General features: G+C 39.7%; 21 protein-coding genes. 9 read left to right on the top strand and 12 right to left on the bottom strand.

Annotated features, from left to right (window positions below):
* Positions 1–14: 14 nt before the first annotated feature.
* On the bottom strand, positions 15–800 hold the full coding sequence (locus ACKWB9_RS05110; protein WP_414001921.1) for a tRNA pseudouridine synthase A: 786 nt from the start codon (positions 798–800) through the stop codon (positions 15–17).
* A 119-nt stretch (positions 801–919) separates the two neighbouring features.
* On the opposite strand from ACKWB9_RS05110, the gene ACKWB9_RS05115 reads away from it, so the two are divergent.
* The 4 genes from ACKWB9_RS05115 (at position 920) to ACKWB9_RS05130 (ending at position 4,471) form a co-directional block, all read left to right on the top strand.
* On the top strand, positions 920–1,354 hold the full coding sequence (locus ACKWB9_RS05115; RefSeq protein WP_414001922.1) for a hypothetical protein: 435 nt from the start codon (positions 920–922) through the stop codon (positions 1,352–1,354).
* Positions 1,355–1,578: 224 nt separating this feature from the next.
* Positions 1,579–2,061, top strand: a complete 483-nt coding sequence (locus tag ACKWB9_RS05120) for a hypothetical protein (RefSeq protein ID WP_414001923.1) — start codon at positions 1,579–1,581, stop codon at positions 2,059–2,061.
* Between the two features lie 218 nt (positions 2,062–2,279).
* On the top strand, positions 2,280–2,978 hold the full coding sequence (locus tag ACKWB9_RS05125; protein ID WP_414001924.1) for a response regulator: 699 nt from the start codon (positions 2,280–2,282) through the stop codon (positions 2,976–2,978).
* Positions 2,975–4,471, top strand: coding sequence for a sensor histidine kinase (locus ACKWB9_RS05130; protein ID WP_414001925.1), 1,497 nt, complete (start codon positions 2,975–2,977; stop codon positions 4,469–4,471). Before ACKWB9_RS05125 ends, ACKWB9_RS05130 begins: the two co-directional genes overlap by 4 nt.
* Positions 4,472–4,584: 113 nt before the next feature.
* Here the strand turns inward: ACKWB9_RS05130 and ACKWB9_RS05135 are convergent, their stop codons facing one another.
* Positions 4,585–6,054: a MoxR family ATPase gene (locus tag ACKWB9_RS05135; RefSeq protein ID WP_414001926.1), complete on the bottom strand. Its 1,470-nt coding sequence runs from the start codon at positions 6,052–6,054 to the stop codon at positions 4,585–4,587.
* Between the two features lie 121 nt (positions 6,055–6,175).
* Complete coding sequence (locus ACKWB9_RS05140; protein WP_414001927.1) at positions 6,176–7,336, bottom strand: vWA domain-containing protein; 1,161 nt, start codon at positions 7,334–7,336, stop codon at positions 6,176–6,178.
* A gap of 353 nt (positions 7,337–7,689) precedes the next feature.
* On the opposite strand from ACKWB9_RS05140, the gene ACKWB9_RS05145 reads away from it, so the two are divergent.
* From ACKWB9_RS05145 to ACKWB9_RS05165, 5 genes are all read left to right on the top strand, one after another.
* A complete protein-coding gene (locus ACKWB9_RS05145; protein WP_414001929.1) occupies positions 7,690–8,193 on the top strand; it encodes an RNA polymerase sigma factor in 504 nt (167 codons plus the stop codon).
* The gene (locus ACKWB9_RS05150; protein WP_414001930.1) at positions 8,193–8,735 is read left to right on the top strand and encodes a hypothetical protein; all 543 of its coding nucleotides are present in this window, start codon (positions 8,193–8,195) and stop codon (positions 8,733–8,735) included. The genes ACKWB9_RS05145 and ACKWB9_RS05150 overlap by 1 nt, the downstream gene beginning before the upstream one ends.
* Positions 8,719–9,810: a hypothetical protein gene (locus tag ACKWB9_RS05155; RefSeq protein WP_414001931.1), complete on the top strand. Its 1,092-nt coding sequence runs from the start codon at positions 8,719–8,721 to the stop codon at positions 9,808–9,810. Before ACKWB9_RS05150 ends, ACKWB9_RS05155 begins: the two co-directional genes overlap by 17 nt.
* Positions 9,811–9,896: 86 nt before the next feature.
* Positions 9,897–10,562, top strand: coding sequence for a hypothetical protein (locus ACKWB9_RS05160; protein WP_414001932.1), 666 nt, complete (start codon positions 9,897–9,899; stop codon positions 10,560–10,562).
* 215 nt (positions 10,563–10,777) lie between these two features.
* Positions 10,778–11,494, top strand: coding sequence for a head GIN domain-containing protein (locus ACKWB9_RS05165; protein ID WP_414001933.1), 717 nt, complete (start codon positions 10,778–10,780; stop codon positions 11,492–11,494).
* Here the strand turns inward: ACKWB9_RS05165 and hisIE are convergent, their stop codons facing one another.
* From hisIE to hisG, 9 genes are all read right to left on the bottom strand, one after another.
* Complete coding sequence (gene hisIE / locus ACKWB9_RS05170; protein WP_414001934.1) at positions 11,495–12,094, bottom strand: bifunctional phosphoribosyl-AMP cyclohydrolase/phosphoribosyl-ATP diphosphatase HisIE; 600 nt, start codon at positions 12,092–12,094, stop codon at positions 11,495–11,497.
* A 135-nt stretch (positions 12,095–12,229) separates the two neighbouring features.
* Positions 12,230–12,985, bottom strand: coding sequence for an imidazole glycerol phosphate synthase subunit HisF (gene hisF, locus ACKWB9_RS05175; RefSeq protein ID WP_414001935.1), 756 nt, complete (start codon positions 12,983–12,985; stop codon positions 12,230–12,232).
* A 61-nt stretch (positions 12,986–13,046) separates the two neighbouring features.
* Positions 13,047–13,562, bottom strand: coding sequence for a DinB family protein (locus ACKWB9_RS05180; RefSeq protein WP_414001936.1), 516 nt, complete (start codon positions 13,560–13,562; stop codon positions 13,047–13,049).
* Positions 13,559–14,287: a 1-(5-phosphoribosyl)-5-[(5-phosphoribosylamino)methylideneamino]imidazole-4-carboxamide isomerase gene (gene hisA / locus ACKWB9_RS05185; protein ID WP_414001937.1), complete on the bottom strand. Its 729-nt coding sequence runs from the start codon at positions 14,285–14,287 to the stop codon at positions 13,559–13,561. Before hisA ends, ACKWB9_RS05180 begins: the two co-directional genes overlap by 4 nt.
* 38 nt (positions 14,288–14,325) lie before the next feature.
* On the bottom strand, positions 14,326–14,943 hold the full coding sequence (hisH, locus tag ACKWB9_RS05190; RefSeq protein WP_414002212.1) for an imidazole glycerol phosphate synthase subunit HisH: 618 nt from the start codon (positions 14,941–14,943) through the stop codon (positions 14,326–14,328).
* A gap of 75 nt (positions 14,944–15,018) precedes the next feature.
* Positions 15,019–16,212 (bottom strand): bifunctional histidinol-phosphatase/imidazoleglycerol-phosphate dehydratase HisB, encoded by a 1,194-nt coding sequence (hisB, locus tag ACKWB9_RS05195; RefSeq protein ID WP_414001938.1) that lies wholly within the window; start codon positions 16,210–16,212, stop codon positions 15,019–15,021.
* Position 16,213: 1 nt separating this feature from the next.
* Positions 16,214–17,254 (bottom strand): histidinol-phosphate transaminase, encoded by a 1,041-nt coding sequence (gene hisC, locus ACKWB9_RS05200; RefSeq protein ID WP_414001939.1) that lies wholly within the window; start codon positions 17,252–17,254, stop codon positions 16,214–16,216.
* Entirely contained in the window at positions 17,251–18,534 is a 1,284-nt protein-coding gene (hisD, locus tag ACKWB9_RS05205) for a histidinol dehydrogenase (protein WP_414001940.1), read from the bottom strand. The genes hisC and hisD overlap by 4 nt, the downstream gene beginning before the upstream one ends.
* A gap of 99 nt (positions 18,535–18,633) precedes the next feature.
* Positions 18,634–19,491, bottom strand: a complete 858-nt coding sequence (gene hisG / locus ACKWB9_RS05210; protein ID WP_414001941.1) for an ATP phosphoribosyltransferase — start codon at positions 19,489–19,491, stop codon at positions 18,634–18,636.
* Positions 19,492–19,689: the final 198 nt, after the last annotated feature.

Below are 19,689 nucleotides of genomic sequence, written 5' to 3' on the forward strand. Positions count from 1 at the left end.
CCGCTTCTAAAGATTTATTTAAAATGTACCCGGTTAAGGATGAGACCCGAAGCCGGGGCAACGGAGGTAAGTACAATATCCGTATTGGGTTGGAGTGATTTTTTAATATCGTCCATAGAAAGCTCTCCTTTGCCCAATTGAAAAAGTGCCCCCATGATCATCCGTATTTGATAGCGCATAAAACCTTCGCCCCGAACAATCAGTGCGTAGCTTTTTTCCGGAAAGAAATTGGCAGTAAGTAGTGTGTTTTCCACGATTTCACATTTTTCAATACCCCTTAGTATCTTGGTGTTTGGTTTGATCCTTGCCGTGTAACTGGAAAAATCATGTTCCCCTTCATAAAATTTTGCGGCCGTGAGCATACTGTCCAGATCCAAATCCGCAATACTATGGGTTAGAAAGGGTGCGGAAAAAGGATGATTCTTTTCCCCAAAGGAAAAAAGATATATATATTCCTTGATCTTGCTATCTTGAATAACATTAAAATCCTTTGTCGTAGTTTTTATTTCCAAAGCCCTAATATCAGGAGGTAAATTCGTATTGAATGTTTTTAGGAACTCTATAGGATCCGTTAGGGGTTCGTCATCTAAAAACAATTCAAACACCGCATTTAAGGCGGATACTTTTGCATCCGTTCTTCCGGAGGCCAATATTTTGAATTTCTTGTCGGGCAACACAAACTTTAAAGTTTTTTGCAACATTCCTTCTATAGTGCGCTGCCCTGGTTGTTTTTGCCAACCGCTATACCTAAACCCTAAAAACTGTAATCTAATCAAGTAATAAAAACGCTTGCGTTCCATCTTTTTAATATTATATGCAGGGCCATTCTGTTGATAACAAGTAAGTTATTGTCCTTTCGGGATGATCGATCATTTCTTTTTTGTACATTGATCTGCAAAATAACTTAAACCATTTAACTATGACAAATTCACTTAACAAACCACCGATCTGGTTTTGGATCGTTAGTGCTTTGGCACTTCTTTGGAATATGGCCGGTGTAATGGCCTATTTGCAACAAGCCTATATGAGTATCGAAAGCCTCGAAAAGATGGATCAGGCGGAACGGCTGTTGTACGAGTCGCAACCGGCCTGGGCAACCGGTGCTTTTGCAATTGCCGTATGGGCCGGTGCCTTAGGATGTATTGCACTGTTGTTAAGAAAAAAATGGGCTACCCCCTTATTTATTGTTTCATTGATCGGGGTATTGGGCCATAACACTTACATGTTCTTTTTGAGCAATACCTTTGAAGTCTTAGGTTCCGACAGGATGGCCATGCCTATTTTTGTAATACTGATCAGCTTATTCCTTGTTTTCTTTTCAAGGAAAGCCACTGCTAAAAATTGGCTTTCGTAATCTCCATTATTTTAATTGTACTGACCGAAGAAGGGACAATTGCCCCCTTCTTCGGCCAATATCTTTCATCACTTATTTATTATATTTTCACATCGGATCAAAGAGATTGACCAACATAAAATGTTGTTCATCGATTTTTTTAAAATAAAAGGTGTTTTGTTATCGTTCTTTATCGAACTCATTTATATTGTAGTTCCCCAAGACTACCAAGAAGCCTATTTATAATGAATTTTATCAAAAGAATCTTTCCGTGGAAACGAACACTGATCATATCCATAACTGTACTGATCGTATTGGATGTTTTTAGTTTTTACGGCCTTTATACCAACAAATTCTACTTTTTAAGAATAGACAACTATATTTTTCCATTGTTATCTGTAGTTCATTTTGTTTTCTTGTATGCTATGTGGTTCAAAATAAAAGAAGGTGAATTGAGTGACCCTCCCATGAGAAATCTTGAGTATTCCCTTTATATTATATTATTGGTCTATTTATACAAATTAGTAGATGTAGCGCTTATGTTACTGTCTTACGGGGATTATGAGGATTACCTTTTGCCACAAACCTTCCTGCCTTTCGGAATCCTTATTATGATATTGCACATTTTCCTACTGGGCTTGACCTTACTGGCATTTAGTTTTAGAAAACAAATAGTAGGCACCTATCTGTTCGATGATATGAACCAACATGTGGACAATTGGAATTAGTATCCCTTCTTACTTAAATCCAGAATTATTTTTGGAGCGATCATCATATAATACTACTTCTAACTTAAGATTAAGATTGGCACAACTTTAAATTTTGTAAGGAAGTCTATAAAACGTTGACCTTTATTAGGTATTCATTACATTCATATTTCATGTTCAACCTATTGTTATCGTGATCTTTATGTGATACTTTTTAACGTGCTTTGTTTTATTCCATTATGAAAGAAATTCTAATTATTGAGGACGATCCGGAAATTCTAAAACTTCTGGAAATACATTTGACCGATTTAAGTTATAGACCGGTCAAAGCATTGGATGGTGCCCTAGGGCTTAAACTAGCCTTGGAGAATGACTATGACCTGATTCTTTTGGATCTAACACTCCCCACTTTAGACGGTGTTGAAATATGTAAAAGATTACGGTCCGAAAAGAATACCCCCGTAATTATGCTTACCGCAAAATCCGAAGAAATAGATAGGGTCCTGGGCCTGGAAATAGGAGCGGACGATTACATAACCAAGCCCTTTAGCATTCGAGAACTATTGGCACGAATAAAAGCGGTTATGCGCAGGACTTCGTCCAAGACTTTAGAGGAAAAAGATTCTTCGGCAATTTCTGCCGAGGGGCTCCAGATAGATATTGATAAAAGAAAAGTATTGTTGGAAGATAAAAAAGTGGAATTGTCCCCCAAGGAATTTGAGTTATTGGTACTAATGGCTTCCAATCCCGGAAGAAACTATACACGAACCGAACTGTTGAACATGATTTGGGGCTATAATTTTGAAGGTTATGAGCATACCGTTAATTCCCACATTAATAGATTGAGGGCCAAAATAGAATCGGACATGGCCAATCCAAGTTATATCTTAACGACTTGGGGCGTAGGTTATAAATTTAATGAAGACAAAACAAGATGAGCATCAAAGAAAAAACCCTGACCCCAAGATTGGTTAAAAAACTATGGGCCGCCTTTGTACTTCTTGTAATTTTAATGGGTGCATCCTATATTTTTATTACGGGATATCTGACCAATAAGCATAATCAGGCCATAACCCAGCAGGTAAATGCCAAAGTTGCCGAACACGTTATACAGGAAAAGTTTCAGAACACTTCCCCCTTTTTGGAAGATGATAGTGTTAATAAGGAACTTTTTGGTGATTTAATGCACGATATGATGGCGGTTAACCGGAGTATCGAAGTCTATTTGCTGAACAATATTGGAGAGATTCAATATTCCGTAGTATTGGAACAAAAAGAAAATGAACCTGCTAGACGCGTGGATCTGGAACCCATAAATTCATTTATCAGATCCAAAGGAACCGAATATATTACCGGGGACGACCCTTTGAACCCTGGTGAGAAAAAAATATTCTCGGCCGCTCCTTTCAATATAAACGGGAAAGAAGGATTTATCTATATTATATTGGCCGGTAAGGAATTTGAACTTATCAGTGATAATTTATTGGGGCAGTATTTTACCAAGCTGGGCATTGGTACGACACTTTTAACCATGTTGTTTGCCGCTATTATTGGGATGTTGAGCATTTGGTTCCTAACTAAAAACCTCAGGTTGATCATAAATACGGTAAGAAGGTTTCAAGAGGGGGATTTGGATGTGCGGATCGAAAATCCCAATGAGTCGGACATTGAAGTTTTTGCCCATTCATTCAATGATATGGCCGATACGATTGTCGGGAATATGGATAAAATGAAATCCGTAGATACACTTCGCCGTGAGCTTATTGCCAATGTATCCCACGATTTAAGAACACCATTGGCCATTTTAAAGGGATATGTAGAAACACTTCAGATCAAACGAGATTCACTTACCGAAGAACAAAAACAGGAATATCTGCAAATAACGCACGATAATATCGATAAGCTATCCAACTTGATCAATCAGTTATTCGATTATTCAAAATTAGAAGCAGAACAGGTAACCCCTATAAAAGAACCCTTTTCCATTACAGAGCTGTCCCACGACCTTATTGCCAAATTCAAGGTCTTGGCTGATCATAAGAAAATAGACCTTCAACTAGACAATCCTGAGGAAAACTGTATGGTCTTTGCCGATGTGAGCTTAGTTGAAAGGGCCTTACAAAATTTAATCGAAAATGCCATTAAGTACACAGAACCTAATGGAAAGGTTACGCTCGGTTTACTTAAAAAAGGTAAAAATATAGTAATTAACATTACGGATACCGGTACGGGAATCCCAGTAAATGAACAACCTTTTATTTTTGACCGCTATAAACAAGTGGACAAAAGTGCCAAAAAACAACAGGGTTATGGCCTGGGATTGGCCATCGTAAAAAAAATCATGGATTTGCACGATACCACGATTACCGTTTTAAGCAAACCTAGGGAAGGAAGCTCCTTTACTTTTAACTTACCCGCCTATCAAATATAGGGTAACGGAAAAAAATCGTTGCCATGAGGAAGCCTATTAAGCAGTCGAGGGAAGGATAATTTTGTTTCATAGAGGCCCGCTGGAATTTCCAGAGCCTAATAACGATCCTATGATTACAATCCGCTAATATATCCCCCATAAAGGTCTTTGAGCCGATATCCTTCGCTAAACCTGTTTTTACTCAATTTTTTATATGCCACCAGCCCCCAAAGTAAAAGTTCTTTAAGAAAATAACTGTCTTCCTTGGGGAAATCCGGTTGGTATTTCTTTATAAGTTCATTTAATTCGGGTACATTATTCAAGGTCCGTTTGTATTCCTCTTCGGTAAAATCGTCCAAAAGTTCAAAACCCTCTCCCTGAAAAAACCATTGTAACAACCCGTCATAAGGGGTTTCCTCATTCTTTCGTTCCAGCTTATTTATTTTTGGGAAATATGTGGAAAACAAGGTTTTAACGGCATTATCTATCAAAATGGCGGCAACACCATCCGCTCCCTCCTGCTCTCCTTCATACACCAATTCTATCTTTCCGGTTATGGCAGGTATTACACCAAGGAAATCACTTAAACGCACCATTGTTTTATCGGCACCTACCAACAGGGCACGACGTTCGGCCGTACTCAACAGGTTTTCAAAAGCCGTGATGCTGGTTCTTGCGCTTACACCACTTTTAGCATCTACATACTCGCTATTGCGCGCTTCAAAACTAATTTGCTCCAATAGACTTTTGGCCATATCCGGTACGTACACGGTATTGGATTGCCTCGTGTCCAGATTGGATTCCTGCTCCGTTATTTTTCGGGCCGTTTCTATATTTTCGGGATAATGAGTCAATATTTGAGACCCGATCCGATCTTTTAGCGGGGTTACAATACTTCCCCTGTTGGTATAATCTTCGGGGTTCGCGGTAAATACAAATTGGATATCCAAGGGCAGACGTAACTTAAAGCCGCGAATCTGAATATCGCCCTCCTCCAAAATATTGAAAAGCGAAACCTGGATCCGGGCCTGTAGGTCCGGCAGTTCATTGATTACGAAAATACAGCGATTGGCCCTGGGAATCATTCCAAAATGGATGACGCGGTCATCGGCATAAGAAAGCTTTAAATTGGCCGCTTTAATAGGGTCTACATCTCCTATTAAGTCTGCAACGGTAACATCTGGCGTAGCTAACTTTTCATAAAAACGTTCGCTCCTGTGCAACCAGTTTATCGGGGTTTTATCCCCTTTTTCCGCTATCGATTCCCGGGCAAAACGAGATATGGGGTGCAAGGGATCATCATTGATTTCCGAACCTTCAACAATGGGTATCCACTCGTCCAACAGGTCCACCATCAATCTCGCCAGTCTTGTTTTCGCCTGGCCCCGCAGTCCCAATAGATTAATATTATGCCTGGAAAGAATGGCCCGTTCCAATTCTGGAATCACGGAATTTTCATACCCCCAGACACCTCCAAAGGTCTCCTCTCCCCGCTTTATTTTTTCCCTGAGGTTATTGCGCAGTTCATCCCGGATACTTTTGGTCTGATATCCCGATTTTTTAAGTTCACCGAGCGTAGTTATTTCTTTATGGTTTAATTTCATATTTTTTTATGGATTCAAAAGGAAAGGGACATGCTATTTAGCTGAATTGTTTTTCTTCTTGGTTCTAACACCTTACCTAGTCTGTTATTGTATTCGTTCAATTAGATTTCAACTTCGTATTTTACTTTAACTTTTTTCTTCGATTAGATTCATAATCCTCAAATATCATTTCGCCCAGTCCCTTGAGCCCGGTAAAAAATGCCTTCCCTTTATTGGCTTCCGTAAAGTACCTTATAAACTGCATTAAATAGGGGTCTTGTGCGATCATAAAGGTGGTGATCGGAATATGGAGTTTTCTGGCCTGCCGGGCCATATTGTAACATTTTTCCACAATATGGTCGTCCAGACCAACGCTATTTTTATAATAAGTACCGTCCGGAAGCCGTAAACAGCTCGGTTTTCCGTCGGTAATCATAAAAATTTGTTTGTTGGTATTACGTTTTCTACGAAGCATATCCATGGCCAATTGCAATCCTGCGACGGTGTTGGTATGATAAGGGCCTACTTTTAGATAAGGCAGTTCTTTAATGGATATAGGCCAGGCATCGTTCCCAAATACTAAAATGTCCAAGGTGTCCTTAGGATATCTGGTAGTGATCAATTCGGATAATGCCATGGCCACTTTTTTGGCAGGTGTTATCCTATCTTCACCATATAGGATCATGCTATGGCTGATATCGATCATGAGAACGGTACTCATTTGGGCCTTATATTGGGTATCCTCTACCACCAAATCCTCCTCGCTCAGCGAAAAATTGCCGATACCATGGTTCACCTGTGCATTTTTAAGGCTCTCCGTCATGGAAATATGTTCCAGACCATCACCGTACCGATACTCCCTAAAATCGCCCGTATGCTCGTCCCCCTGCCCGGACTTACCTGTCTTATGATTTCCTGCCCCACTTCGTTTGAGCTTACCGAAAATTTGATCTAATGCACGCTGGCGAATAATGCGTTCCATTTTCGCCGTTATGGAAATAGTCCCATTCCCGGAACTACCCCCTTCATCACCCTCTTTGTCCATTTCTCCGCCACCGTCTTCAAATTCTTCACGTATATATCCTTTGGCCTTTAACTCTTCTATAAAATCGTCTATGGTGTAATTCTCGTCCGTAAGCTCATATTCCACATCCAATTCCCGCAACCAATCTATGGCCTCGTCAAAATCACCTGATGTATGGGTAATGAGTTCCTGAAAAATTTCAAAAAGCCGTTCAAAAGGAGTTTGTTCGGGGGCTTCGTAAGGGACAAAACGAAATCCTTTTCTTATTTGCATAGCCATATTATAAAAATAAGACATTTAAGAGAACCACCCTTCCTTTTTAAGAAAACTTAAAGGATCATAATGTTCAAAAACAAACCATATATAATTGCTATTATGGTCAGAATACATAGTGTTCGTTTAGGCATCATGGTTTATACGGAACAGGCACGGATCATACCCGATTCCTTTATTCTTGGATCGCTCACCAAGTAATAACTTTTCTGATCTGTTTACTTATTTTCGCAAAAAACTCCCCATTGGTGCAACCTTTGCAATATGCTTTTGTCTTTAGAGTAGCATTGAAATAGTTAAGGTGGTTAAACAACCTGGATCCATTGAAAACCGATATTCGTTTTACGCATAAAACACTTGTGGAAAAGTGCAAAACCGGCCACAGAAACTCGCAATACCGGTTGTACACACTCTATGTAGATGCCATGTACAACGTTGGTATACGCATGTTGGGCAATAAGGAGGATGCGGAAGACATTGTGCAGGACAGTTTTGTGGATGCGTTTAAAAACCTGTCCGCATTCAAATATGAAAGTACGTTCGGAGCCTGGTTAAAACGTATCGTTATTAATAAAAGCATCAATCACCTCAAGGCTAAACGAATACCTGTTGTTCCTATGGACACCCATGAATTTCAGCTAAAAGAAGAGGTAAACGAGAAGGTAGAAGCCGTTGCCATTAAAAATGTGAAAGCCGGCATCGACAAATTACCGCACGGCTATAAACAAATTATCAATCTCTATTTGATAGAGGGTTATGACCATAATGAAATTGGAGAGATATTGGACATCTCCCCGTCAACATCAAAGTCTCAATATCACCGGGCAAAGAAAAAACTCGTCGGAATTATAAAAACATTGTAATGGACAATTTTGAAAAGCATATTAGGGAAAACAGTGGCCTGTTCGATGAACACAAAGCGAATCGGAAAAAAATGTGGCTCCAGATCACTTCAAAGTTAAAGGATGAACGTTTCAAGGTAATTCCGTTATGGAAATCGCCCATATTAAAAATAGCGGCCAGTATTATACTCATTCTTGGCATTGCCGGCATAATAGGGTTATCTTTTTTTAATGCCAATATAGACCGAGGAACTCAATATGCTTCCAAAGAATTATTGGACATAGATATGCACTACAGGAACTTGATCTCCTATCAGGTAAAATTGGTGGAGAACCATTTGGAGCTTACAGAAGCGGATAAAACGGATTTTTTATCCTTCATGGACGAGTTGGATCATGAATATGGACAATTGCGACTGGAAATGCACAACAACCTGGATAATGAAATTATACTGGAGGCCATTATAGCCAATTATAAAAAACGAATAGAACTCATAGAGAATTTATTGAAACAAATCAATGATTCTAAAATACAAAATGATGATTATGGATACATATTGTAAAAAACTGCTGTTACCCGTTATAGCGATTTTTTTAGGGCACATGATCGTGGCGCAGGAAAAAGTGTTCAAGCAGCTAACGGAAAGCTACCCGATGACAGATTCAGGAGAACTACACTTAGAAAATAAATATGGAGACATCAACATATACGGTTGGGATAAAGAGGAGATATCAATTTCTATAGCTATTAGCGTAACCCATAAAAAAAAGGCCAATGCGGAGGACCTAATAAAGAGAATCGATCCAAAAATAACCGGTTCCGATAATTTTGTGGACATCGCGTTTAAAATAGCTGAAAAGAACGATAATTTCTTCACCAAATATTTCAACAAAGCGAATCCCTTTGATCCCGATAGAAATAATGTGGAGATAGATTATACGGTTTATATGCCGATACGGGCCCAATTAAAGATAACCAATAAGTTCGGTGATGTAATTATAGAGGATTGGGAAGGAAGATTACGGGCCAATGTCGAACATGGGGATATTTGGATCAACAAAGACCTGAGCAGGGCGGATATTGATGTCAATTATGGAAAACTTAGAGGACAATCCATAGATTACGGCACTGTTCGTTTAAAAAACGGAAGCCTGAACATGGTAGACTCAAAAAATTTAAGAATAAACAGTAACGGCAGTTATGTGACCATAAATAGTGCTGCATCTCTGGAAATATATTCCAACAAAGACGAAGTAATCCTCGAAGAGGTAGGAACCCTATATGGTACGCTGAAGTTTAGCACCATGGAATTGAATCGATTAAAAAAAGACATCGATCTTTCCATGAAGGTCACGGATTTCAGGGTATCCAAAATACTTGATCCTAATACGGACATTGCAATTCAACAAGAATCCTCAAAAGTAAGTTTGAATATTGCAAATATACCGCTCAGATTAAAGGCCACTTTGGAACAAGGTCTGGTAAGGCTCCCCAAATCTTTTAAAAATGTTGAGAGCAATATGATCAACGAGGGAAAAAGAATCAGGGAAATCACGGCCGTATATGGAAATAACAGCACCGGAAAGGTATCCATTACCGGTAAAAAAGGAGTGATTCTTTTAAAAGAGCTCTATTAAAGAACAAAACTCAAAAAATCGAGGATACTGTGCAACCATTTCACAAACAGGTTGTCTATTAATATATCAATCAAAACAACTATCAAATGAAAAATCCGATCACAAACTCATTTTTATCCCTGCTTATGACCATTTCTTTTGTTCATGCCCAGCAGGATAAGGCAATGGACAATGAAAATTATGTTGAATTCAATGACCGCAATAATGTAGTCCATGGTGTATATCTGGGGCTGACCACTGAATTTGGTGAAATCAACGGTAAGAATACCTACATAGGAGGACTTAAGATAGCTTATGTGGCCAATAGGCAGTTTGAGGTGGGCTTTGCCGGTAAATTCCTGTATTCGCAACAGGATGTCTTTAATAGATCCTCGTTTTTGACCGAAGATCTGATAGGGGTTTATGGCGGATTGCATATGGAACCTATATTTTTCAGTAAATCCAGGATAAACCTGTCTTTTCCGTTACTTGTTGGTGCCGGAGCGGTGGGTTTTGTCGATCATGATTTTGACGATGAATACATAACCGAAGATGAACTGGATGTCATTTTTGTAGTAGAGCCCGGGGCGAGTCTGCTTTTTAATATATCGCGGTACCTGCAATTGGAAGCAGGGATAAAATACCGATTCTCCAGTAAAATTGATTTGACCCCTCCGAGCGATTTAAGACATATTGACGGGTTTTCAGGAGGTCTGGGTATCAAAGTCGGTATTTTCAATATGGGCAAGAATCGATATAAAAAGAACATTTAAGAACGGAAATCGACCAAAACCATTGATCATGCATCACAATTTTATAAAAACAAATTATGTCTTCAAAAAGGACGATCAAGTGTTCCTTAAAAAAGAAAACTGCTTTTCCTCTTATACAGGTGGCCATGAAGAAGAATGGCATCCTATAAGTTTTCAATGGGTTCCTATAAACTAATTCTATAAAACAATATAGTTCAATCAAAAAAACGATCAAAATGAAAACGAAATCAGTCATATTTATATTTTTACTTTCGGTAATCTTTACCTCATGTGAAAAGGAAACCATACGGGTGTCCGGGGAAGTGACCACTGTGGAATACAACTTATCCGGGTATAACTCATTAAAGGTCTTTGATGATTTTAATGTTGTGGTCAATTTTTCGGAGACCGAAGAATCCATTCTTGTAGAGGCAAATGCCGACCTACAGGAAAAAATAGTCGTCAAAAAAGATGGGGACAGGCTTGTTATCAAACTTGAAAATAATATTAATGTCCGTGGAAATGCAATAATGAATATTTATATCACCACGGCTACAATTGCAGATTTTAGAGCGGCAGGTGATGTGAATATTGTACTTGACGATGTTTTAATTGCCAGAAATGCCAGGATAGCCCTTTTCGGGGATTCCGATTTTGAAGGCCCATTGGAAGTGGACAATCTGGATGTTGAATTAAGGGGGGATTCCGATATGGTTGTTTATGGTACCGCAACAAATGTTATTGCGGATGTGCACGGGGACAGCGACTTTAGGGATTTTGATTTATCCGTTGAAAATTTGGACATTGACCTAAGAGGGGATAGCGATGCTTTTTTGACCGTAACGGAATCCATCAAAATAAGGGCAACAGGTGACAGCTCCTTAAGTTATAGAGGCAATGCGAGGGTATTAAAAGAAAAACTATCCGGTGATTCCCGGTTGATCAGCCTGTAATTATTTGTGCCGTTCCCTTAAAACTGCCTCAATATCCTTTAAGGTAAATCCTTTGGCCTGAAGCAATATGAGGTAATGGAACAGCAGATCGGCACTCTCGTCCAAGAAAAGCCCATCATTATCATCTTTGGCCTCAATAACCGTTTCCACGGCCTCTTCCCCTACTTTTTGGGCAATTTTATTAATGCCTTTTTCAAAAAGGGACGCAATATAAGAGGTGTTGCTATCCGCGGCCGTTCTACGCTGTTCAATAACCGATTCCAATTGTGACAGGAATCCAAAATTGGAAGTGTTCTCATCGTTCCAGCAAGTATCGCTCCCGGTATGGCAAGTGGGTCCAACAGGGTTTACGGAAATTAAAAGTGTGTCGTTATCACAATCGTTTTTGATAGCAACAAGATTCAGGAAGTTCCCGCTCTCCTCCCCTTTGGTCCACAAACGTTCTTTACTTCGGCTGTAAAAGGTGACTTTTTGGGTTTCTTGTGTTTTTTCCAAAGCCTCCCGGTTCATATATCCCAACATCAGGACATTTTTAGTGGTAGCGTCCTGGATTACCGCCGGTATCAATCCGTCCTTATTTTTATTAAAATCTATTTTCACACCTTTAAATTTTAGCAATTAGTTGTTAATACGATAATTATAAAATTGAGAACTTGTGCAACTACCTCGTTCCCATATTAAAAATTTTAAACACCATTTCATTTAGATCGGACACCCGCTTGGCGAAGCAATAGCTTATAATCGCACCGGTATTCCATTCGTCTTTAATTTATGTTTTAAATCCTTGATCTCTATTTCCTTAAAATGGAAAACACTTGCCGCCAGGGCTGCATCGGACTTTCCATTGGCAAAGGTATCCTCAAAATGTTGCATGTTTCCGGCACCTCCCGAAGCTATTATGGGAATATTCAAATCGGTTGAAAGTTTGGCCAACGCTTTATTGGCAAAACCTTCCTTTGTACCATCATGGTCCATTGAGGTAAACAGAATTTCCCCTGCGCCCCTTTCCTCGACTTCTTTGGCCCATTCAAACAGTTTTCGCTCCGTAGGTACCTTGCCCCCTACCAAATGAACGATCCATTCTCCATGTACTTGTTTGGCATCTATAGCTACAACAATACATTGTGAACCAAATTTGGCCACCAGGTCATTGATCAATTGTGGATTTTTAACAGCTGAAGAATTTATGGATACCTTATCCGCCCCGTTCTTGAGCAGGATATCCACATCCTCAACAGAAGAGATCCCCCCTCCTACGGTAAAGGGAATATTTACTTTTTCCGCAACCCGGTATACCAGATCCGCCAAGGTCTTACGTTTCTGCTCGGTTGCCGAGATATCTAAAAAAACCAGTTCGTCCGCTCCTTCCCTGCTATAGATTTCCGCTAATTCCACAGGGTCTCCGGCATCCCGTAAATCCACAAAATTCACGCCTTTAACGGTACGGCCATCCTTAATGTCCAAACAGGGTATTATTCTTTTTGCTAACATATTCTCACGTATAAGATCAGGGATATGAAACCCAAGGTTTCATTGTTTATTTTGTGTGTTTTCATTCGTTTTTAATATTCAGGTCCATTCCTTTATAAAATTCCAAATCCTTATTTTTTAATTGTTTCGTCCAGAATGCGATCTGACCTGTATGATAGGAATAATGCTCCACGGCATGCAAGGCTACACCAATTCCCGAAAAATGGAACCCCTGTACCATTCTTTTTTTTAACCACTGTTCCTTTGATGTCCTTTTAATGGTCAATTTTGCTTTTTCAACGGTATGGACCAGTTTCTCAAGCAAATCTGCCTTTGTAAATCCGAACCGGGTATTGAATTCAATTTCCCGTTCTCTTGTATCTTCTGTTTCGCCCAAAGAGGAAATCACATATTGTGTTATGTTACCACATAAATGAAGTATTAAATTGCCCATACTATTGGATGATTCATTGGGTCGTTTCCATATATCCTCATCCGTTAAATTTTCAAGGGAAATTGAAATCATTCGGGTATTCTCATCTAACCTATAGATTGTGTTTGAAACAAATTCTTCAACTAATCCTGTCTCTAAATTCATTGGGATAACATATAATTTTCCAATTGTTTTAAGCTGATTTTATTTTCATAAATGGCCTTTCCGATAATAGTTCCTTCACAGCCTATCTCCTTCAATTTGGGAAGCTCGTCAAAAGTTGAAATTCCGCCAGAGGCAATTAGTTTTAATGATGGATCCGCATTGGCTATTATTTTTTTATACAAATCAAAGGAAGGTCCCTGTAACATACCATCTTTACTAATATCCGTACAGATTACATATTGGATTCCATGCTGTTGATAATCCTGTATAAACGGGATCAATTCTTCCTTGGACTCCTCCTGCCAACCGGAAATCGCTACTTTTTCCTCCAGGGCATCCGCACCCAGGATAATCTTATCCGTACCGTAGGTTTTGATCCACCCTTTAAAGATATTCCTGTCCTTTACCGCAATACTGCCTCCCGTAATTTGTTCGGCTCCGCTTTCAAAAGCAATACGCAAATCCTCATCGGTCTTCAAACCCCCACCAAAATCGATTTTTAAATTGGTCCTGGAAGCGATTTGTTCCAATACTTTATGATTTACGATGTGCTTGGATTTGGCACCGTCCAAATCCACCAAATGTAAATATTGAATACCATGGTCCTGAAATTCCATGGCAACCTCCAATGGGTTCTCGTTATATATTTTTTTGGTGTCGTAATCTCCCTTGGAAAGCCGTACACATTTACCTTCTATAATATCTATTGCCGGGATTATTCTCATGTTCAAAGTTTAGAAATGTAAAATCGGATATTTCGTATTTATAAATTCAAAAAGTTTTTTAATATCCGTTCACCCACAGTGCTGCTCTTTTCGGGATGGAATTGCGTACCATAAAAATTGTCTTTTTGCAATGCGGCACTGTATTCCATACCATAGGTACAGGTCGCAATAGTATTGTTACACCTGGGTGCATAATAACTGTGAACCAAATAGATATAACCTTCGGAAAGATTTTGAAACAAATCGGATCTTAAGTTTTCGATTTTGTTCCACCCTATTTGGGGCACTTTAACGGCATTGGAAAACCGGACCACGTCCACATCAAAAATACCGAGACCTTTGGTATTCCCCTCTTCCGTTGCATTGCACATAAGCTGCATGCCCAAACAAATGCCCAAAACAGGCTGTTTTAAGGTAGGGATTACCTTATCCAACCCACTTTCCCTTAGTTTTTTCATGGCACTGCTTGCCTCGCCAACACCGGGAAAAATAACTTTATCGGCAGAAAGGATCTCTGCAACATTATGACTTAATTCTGCCCGATATCCCAAGCGTTGGATCGCAAATTTAATGCTTTGGATATTTCCTGCACCGTAATCTATAATAACAACATCGGCCCCCTTTAGCTCTCCAGAAATGGGAGGGTTCTTACGCATACCGATATTGGTTTTATCTTGATCTATCATTTCATTTATTATTTTCCTTTCCCTCTGGCAGGGTTAAAATAGGATTTATAATACGCCCTTTGTACTCGGCAGCACCATCTTTTCCACATCCCGTTTTACGGCCACTTTAATGGATTTGGCAAAAGCTTTGAAAATGGCCTCGATCTTATGATGCTCATTGGTTCCTTCCGCTTTAATATTTAGATTCGCTTTTGCACCATCACTAAACGATTTAAAAAAGTGAAGAAACATTTCCGTGGGCATATCCCCTACTTTTTCACGCTGGAAATCGGCATCCCAGACCAACCAGTTCCGACCTCCAAAATCTATGGCCACTTGTGCCAGACAATCATCCATGGGCAAGCAGAAACCATAACGTTCTATCCCTAGCTTATTCCCCAGGGTTTTGTAAAAAATCTCACCTAAGGCAATGGCCGTATCTTCTATGGTGTGGTGTTCGTCTACTTCTAGATCCCCATCTACCTTAATTTCCAGGTCCATTTGGCCGTGGCGGGCCAATTGGTCCAGCATATGGTCAAAAAAAGCCAATCCTGTGTGGATATTACTCTTACCGGTGCCATCCAGGTTCAACATGATGCGGATATCCGTTTCGTTTGTTTTTCTGTGGATTTCGGCAGACCTGTCCTTTAATTTCAGGAACTCGTAGATTTTTTCCCAATCATTGCTTTCCAATGCGATAACCGGATCCAAAGATGATCGTTTAACCGTGATTTCCCCGGTACCCAGGTTTGTATCGTCATTGATAAAAATACCCTTGGCACCCAAGTTTTTGGCCAGCTCGATATCCGTAAGGCGATCTCCGATCACAAAGGAATTCCCTAAATCATATTCATCGGAAAAATAGGCCGTTAACAAACCTGTGCCGGGTTTACGTGTATCGGCATTTTCATGCGGGAAAGTGCGGTCTAGAAAGACCTTGTCAAAAACAACACCCTCGTTCTCAAAAGATTTCAAGATAAAATTATGGACAGGCCAAAATGTATCCTCGGGAAAACTATCCGTGCCCAGGCCATCCTGGTTGGTGATCATTACCAGTTCATAATCCAGTTCTTTGGCAATTTTCCCTAAAAATGTAAAGGCCTTTGGGTAGAAAATCATTTTTTCAAAAGCATCTATTTGTTCATCGATCGTTTCCTTTATAAGGGTTCCGTCCCGATCTATAAACAACACTTTTTTAAGGTCCTCTAATTTTTTCGATGGGGAAAAGTCCTGATTTGATAGGTTTATCTTATTGCTCATTCTATAATTCACTTAAAGCATTGATCAATATTTTATTCTCTTTCGGTGTTCCCACCGTAAAACGCAAGGTGTTGCCACAAAGTGGTTGGGTCGTCCTATTTCGGATTACCACTCCCTTTTCCAACAACTGATCGTATCTTACATCGGCATCGTCCACTTTAACTAAAATAAAATTGGCATCCGATTTGTAAATGACCTTTATAAAGGGAATTTCCTTTAACGCTTTTTCCAATAATTTGCGTTCAGTAAGTATCCGTGCTACCTCCAGTTGTACATTTTCTACGTCCAATACACGCTCCAATGCCTTTTGTTGTGTTAACTCATTTACATTGTATGGAGGTTTTATTTTGTTCAATACCGAAATAATTTCTGCCGAAGCCATACAAATTCCCAAACGAATACCTGCCATACCATAGGCTTTGGACAAGGTTTGCGTAACAATAAGATTTGGATAGGACGATAATTTTGAAACCCAGCTTTTGTCTTTTGAAAAATCTGTATAGGCCTCGTCAATTACCACCAATCCATTAAAATTCTCCAATAGCCGGGTTATCCTATCCGGAGAAAAGCTATTTCCGGTAGGGTTATTGGGCGAACACAGGAAGAGTATTTTACTGTTTTTATCCGCTATTTCAAGAATTTGCCCAACATCCGGTTCAAAATCGGGCGTTAATAAGACCTCCTTATTTTTAATCGTGTTTATGCCGGACAGCACCTGATACATACCATAGGTTGGCGGTAATGTAATGATGTTATCGGTTGCCGGTTCGCAAAATGCCCGAAAAAGCAGGTCCAAAACTTCATCGCTCCCGTTTCCCAGTAATAGCTGCTCCTGGCTTATTCCTCTTTGTTGGGCCAACACCGATTTTAAACTGCGCTGTTGCGGATCTGGGTAACGGTTTACACCATTCTCGAACGGATTTTCATTAGCATCCAAAAACACCATTTGAGAACCATCGGATACGTACTCGTCCCGCGCCGATGAATATGGGCGTAGTTCCTTTACATTTTCCCGAATAATATTTTGTAAGTTAAAATTCATTCCAAACTATTTAACCGCAGTGTTACGGCATTTTTATGGGCCTGTAAACCTTCGGCTTCCGCCATGACCTCAATGGCATTGCCTATATTCATTATTCCTTCTTTGGACAATTTCTGAAAGGTCATACTCTTCATAAAACTGTCCAGGTTAACACCACTGTATTGTTTGGCGTACCCATTTGTAGGCAAAGTGTGATTGGTTCCCGAGGCATAGTCCCCGGCACTTTCGGGGGTATAGTTCCCAATAAAGACAGAACCCGCATTGCAGATATTCTCAATGTAGAAATCTTCATTTTCCACACAGACAATATAGTGTTCCGGACCGTATGCATTGATCAGGTCAATGGCCATTACATCATCTTTTACCCTTATTAGTTTGCTGTTTGCCATAGCTTTTTCAGCAATGTCTTTTCTGGGCAATGCATTAAGCTGAACCTCCACCTCTTTTTCCACGGCATGGATCAGCTGCCTGGAGGTAGAGACCAAAATCACCTGACTGTCCGTACCATGTTCTGCCTGACTCAATAAATCCGAAGCTACAAAGGCGGTATTGGCCGTATCGTCCGCAACTACCAATAATTCACTTGGTCCGGCGGGCATGTCAATAGCTACGCCGTGCTTTGTGGCAATTTGTTTGGCTACGGTTACAAACTGGTTTCCAGGGCCGAAAATCTTATATACCTGTGGAATACGCTCCGTACCAAAAGTCATCCCGGCAATGGCCTGTATCCCTCCTACTTTGAAAATTCGGGTAACGCCACATAAATTGGCCGTATAAAGAATGGCGGGGTTTATTCTCCCTTCGCTATCCGGTGGGGAACACAGCACAATTTCCTTACAACCGGCAATGGCGGCCGGAACCGCCAACATCAATATCGTAGAAAATAAAGGTGCCGTACCACCAGGAATATACAACCCTATTTTTTGGATCGGTCTTTTTTCCTGCCAACATTGCACTCCTTTTGAAGTCTCTACCGTTACCCTATCCGTTTTTTGAGCACTATGAAAGGTTTCAATATTTGATTTTGCCAATTGAATGGCACTTTTAAGTTCTTCTGAAACCAAAGTATTTGCCTCTTCTATTTCCGAAGCAGTGACTAAAAAATCTTCCAAATTAATACCATCGAACTTTTGGGTGTACTTTTTTAATGCAAGGTCTCCATTTACCTTTACTTCCTCAAAAATGGTATTGACGGTAGCTTCAATATCGGATACCGTCTGGGTGGGTCGCTTTAAAACGTCCTTCCAATCTTTTCTATCTGGATTATCTATTTTTTGCATTACCTATCTTTAATTAAACCATTTTTGAAAAACACTTATAATCTTAATGGTCGTCGAGATTCCCAAGGGAGGATTTCTTTTCAATTTCGCATTTCAGACTTACAATACCATTTTTTCTATTGGGCAAACCAGAATACCTTCGGCACCGGCCTGTTTTAATTCGTCTATTACCTCCCAGAATTTATCCTTGTTTATAACGGTATGTACAGAACTCCACCCCTCTTCGGCCAATGGCAGTACCGTTGGACTGCGCATTCCCGGCAACAAGGTCAAAATTTCATCCAAATTAGTATTAGGGGCGTTCAGAAGCACGTATTTTGATTGCCTGGCCCTTAATACGGACTGAATCCTAAACTGTAACTTTTGAAGCAAGTCTTTTCGTTCTTGCGTAATTTTTGGTGATACGGCCAATACCGCCTCGCTTTTTAACATCACCTCTACTTCCTCCAAATTATTTTTAAACAAGGTACTTCCACTGGAAACAATATCACAAATAGCATCCGCCAATCCAATATTCGGGGCAATTTCAACGGAACCATTGATAATGTGCAGATCGGCCGTTACTCCTTTTTCACTCAGATATTTTTGAACCGTATTCGGATAGGAGGTGGCAATACGCTTTCCTTCAAAGTCCTTTACAGAGTTATATGCCGTAGATTTTGGAACGGCCAGCGAAACTTTGCACTTAGAAAACCCTAGTTTTTCGGCTATGGTTATATCTCCTCCCTTTTCTATGAGTACATTTTCCCCAATAATGGCAATGTCCACTACGCCATCCTTTAAATACTGGGGTATATCTCCATTTCTCAAGTAAAAGACCTCCATAGGAAAATTCCTTGACGATGCTTTTAACTGGTCTTTTCCATTATCTATGGAAACTCCGCAATCTTTTAACATTTGAAGGGAATCCTGGTTTAAACGCCCCGATTTCTGAATGGCAATTCTAATTTTTGTCATTTTTTGTTTTTTATGTCCGAACGATCAAAAAGGATTAAAAACAAAACCCGTTTGATTGCTCAAACGGGTTTTAAATATCTTGTAATACTACAATACATCTTTACCTCGCTTGAGAGCAAGTATAAAAATGATGATGTGTATTGTTGTTTTTCATTATGAAACAAAAGTAAAATTTAATTTTCTGCTATAAAAGGATAT

This window comes from Maribacter spongiae (assembly GCF_047345125.1).
In the GTDB taxonomy this organism is placed as follows: domain Bacteria; phylum Bacteroidota; class Bacteroidia; order Flavobacteriales; family Flavobacteriaceae; genus Maribacter.

Bases quoted from the DNA above. Each gene is read 5' to 3' on its own strand.
- ACKWB9_RS05110 (WP_414001921.1), bottom strand. From the start codon at position 800: ATGGAACGCAAGCGTTTTTATTACTTGATTAGATTACAGTTTTTAGGG.
- ACKWB9_RS05115 (WP_414001922.1), top strand. From the start codon at position 920: ATGACAAATTCACTTAACAAACCACCGATCTGGTTTTGGATCGTTAGT.
- ACKWB9_RS05120 (WP_414001923.1), top strand. From the start codon at position 1,579: ATGAATTTTATCAAAAGAATCTTTCCGTGGAAACGAACACTGATCATA.
- ACKWB9_RS05125 (WP_414001924.1), top strand. From the start codon at position 2,280: ATGAAAGAAATTCTAATTATTGAGGACGATCCGGAAATTCTAAAACTT.
- ACKWB9_RS05130 (WP_414001925.1), top strand. From the start codon at position 2,975: ATGAGCATCAAAGAAAAAACCCTGACCCCAAGATTGGTTAAAAAACTA.
- ACKWB9_RS05135 (WP_414001926.1), bottom strand. From the start codon at position 6,054: ATGAAATTAAACCATAAAGAAATAACTACGCTCGGTGAACTTAAAAAA.
- ACKWB9_RS05140 (WP_414001927.1), bottom strand. From the start codon at position 7,336: ATGGCTATGCAAATAAGAAAAGGATTTCGTTTTGTCCCTTACGAAGCC.
- ACKWB9_RS05150 (WP_414001930.1), top strand. From the start codon at position 8,193: ATGGACAATTTTGAAAAGCATATTAGGGAAAACAGTGGCCTGTTCGAT.
- ACKWB9_RS05155 (WP_414001931.1), top strand. From the start codon at position 8,719: ATGGATACATATTGTAAAAAACTGCTGTTACCCGTTATAGCGATTTTT.
- ACKWB9_RS05160 (WP_414001932.1), top strand. From the start codon at position 9,897: ATGAAAAATCCGATCACAAACTCATTTTTATCCCTGCTTATGACCATT.
- ACKWB9_RS05165 (WP_414001933.1), top strand. From the start codon at position 10,778: ATGAAAACGAAATCAGTCATATTTATATTTTTACTTTCGGTAATCTTT.
- hisF (WP_414001935.1), bottom strand. From the start codon at position 12,985: ATGTTAGCAAAAAGAATAATACCCTGTTTGGACATTAAGGATGGCCGT.
- ACKWB9_RS05180 (WP_414001936.1), bottom strand. From the start codon at position 13,562: ATGAATTTAGAGACAGGATTAGTTGAAGAATTTGTTTCAAACACAATC.
- hisA (WP_414001937.1), bottom strand. From the start codon at position 14,287: ATGAGAATAATCCCGGCAATAGATATTATAGAAGGTAAATGTGTACGG.
- hisH (WP_414002212.1), bottom strand. From the start codon at position 14,943: ATGCGTAAGAACCCTCCCATTTCTGGAGAGCTAAAGGGGGCCGATGTT.
- hisB (WP_414001938.1), bottom strand. From the start codon at position 16,212: ATGAGCAATAAGATAAACCTATCAAATCAGGACTTTTCCCCATCGAAA.
- hisC (WP_414001939.1), bottom strand. From the start codon at position 17,254: ATGAATTTTAACTTACAAAATATTATTCGGGAAAATGTAAAGGAACTA.
- hisD (WP_414001940.1), bottom strand. From the start codon at position 18,534: ATGCAAAAAATAGATAATCCAGATAGAAAAGATTGGAAGGACGTTTTA.
- hisG (WP_414001941.1), bottom strand. From the start codon at position 19,491: ATGACAAAAATTAGAATTGCCATTCAGAAATCGGGGCGTTTAAACCAG.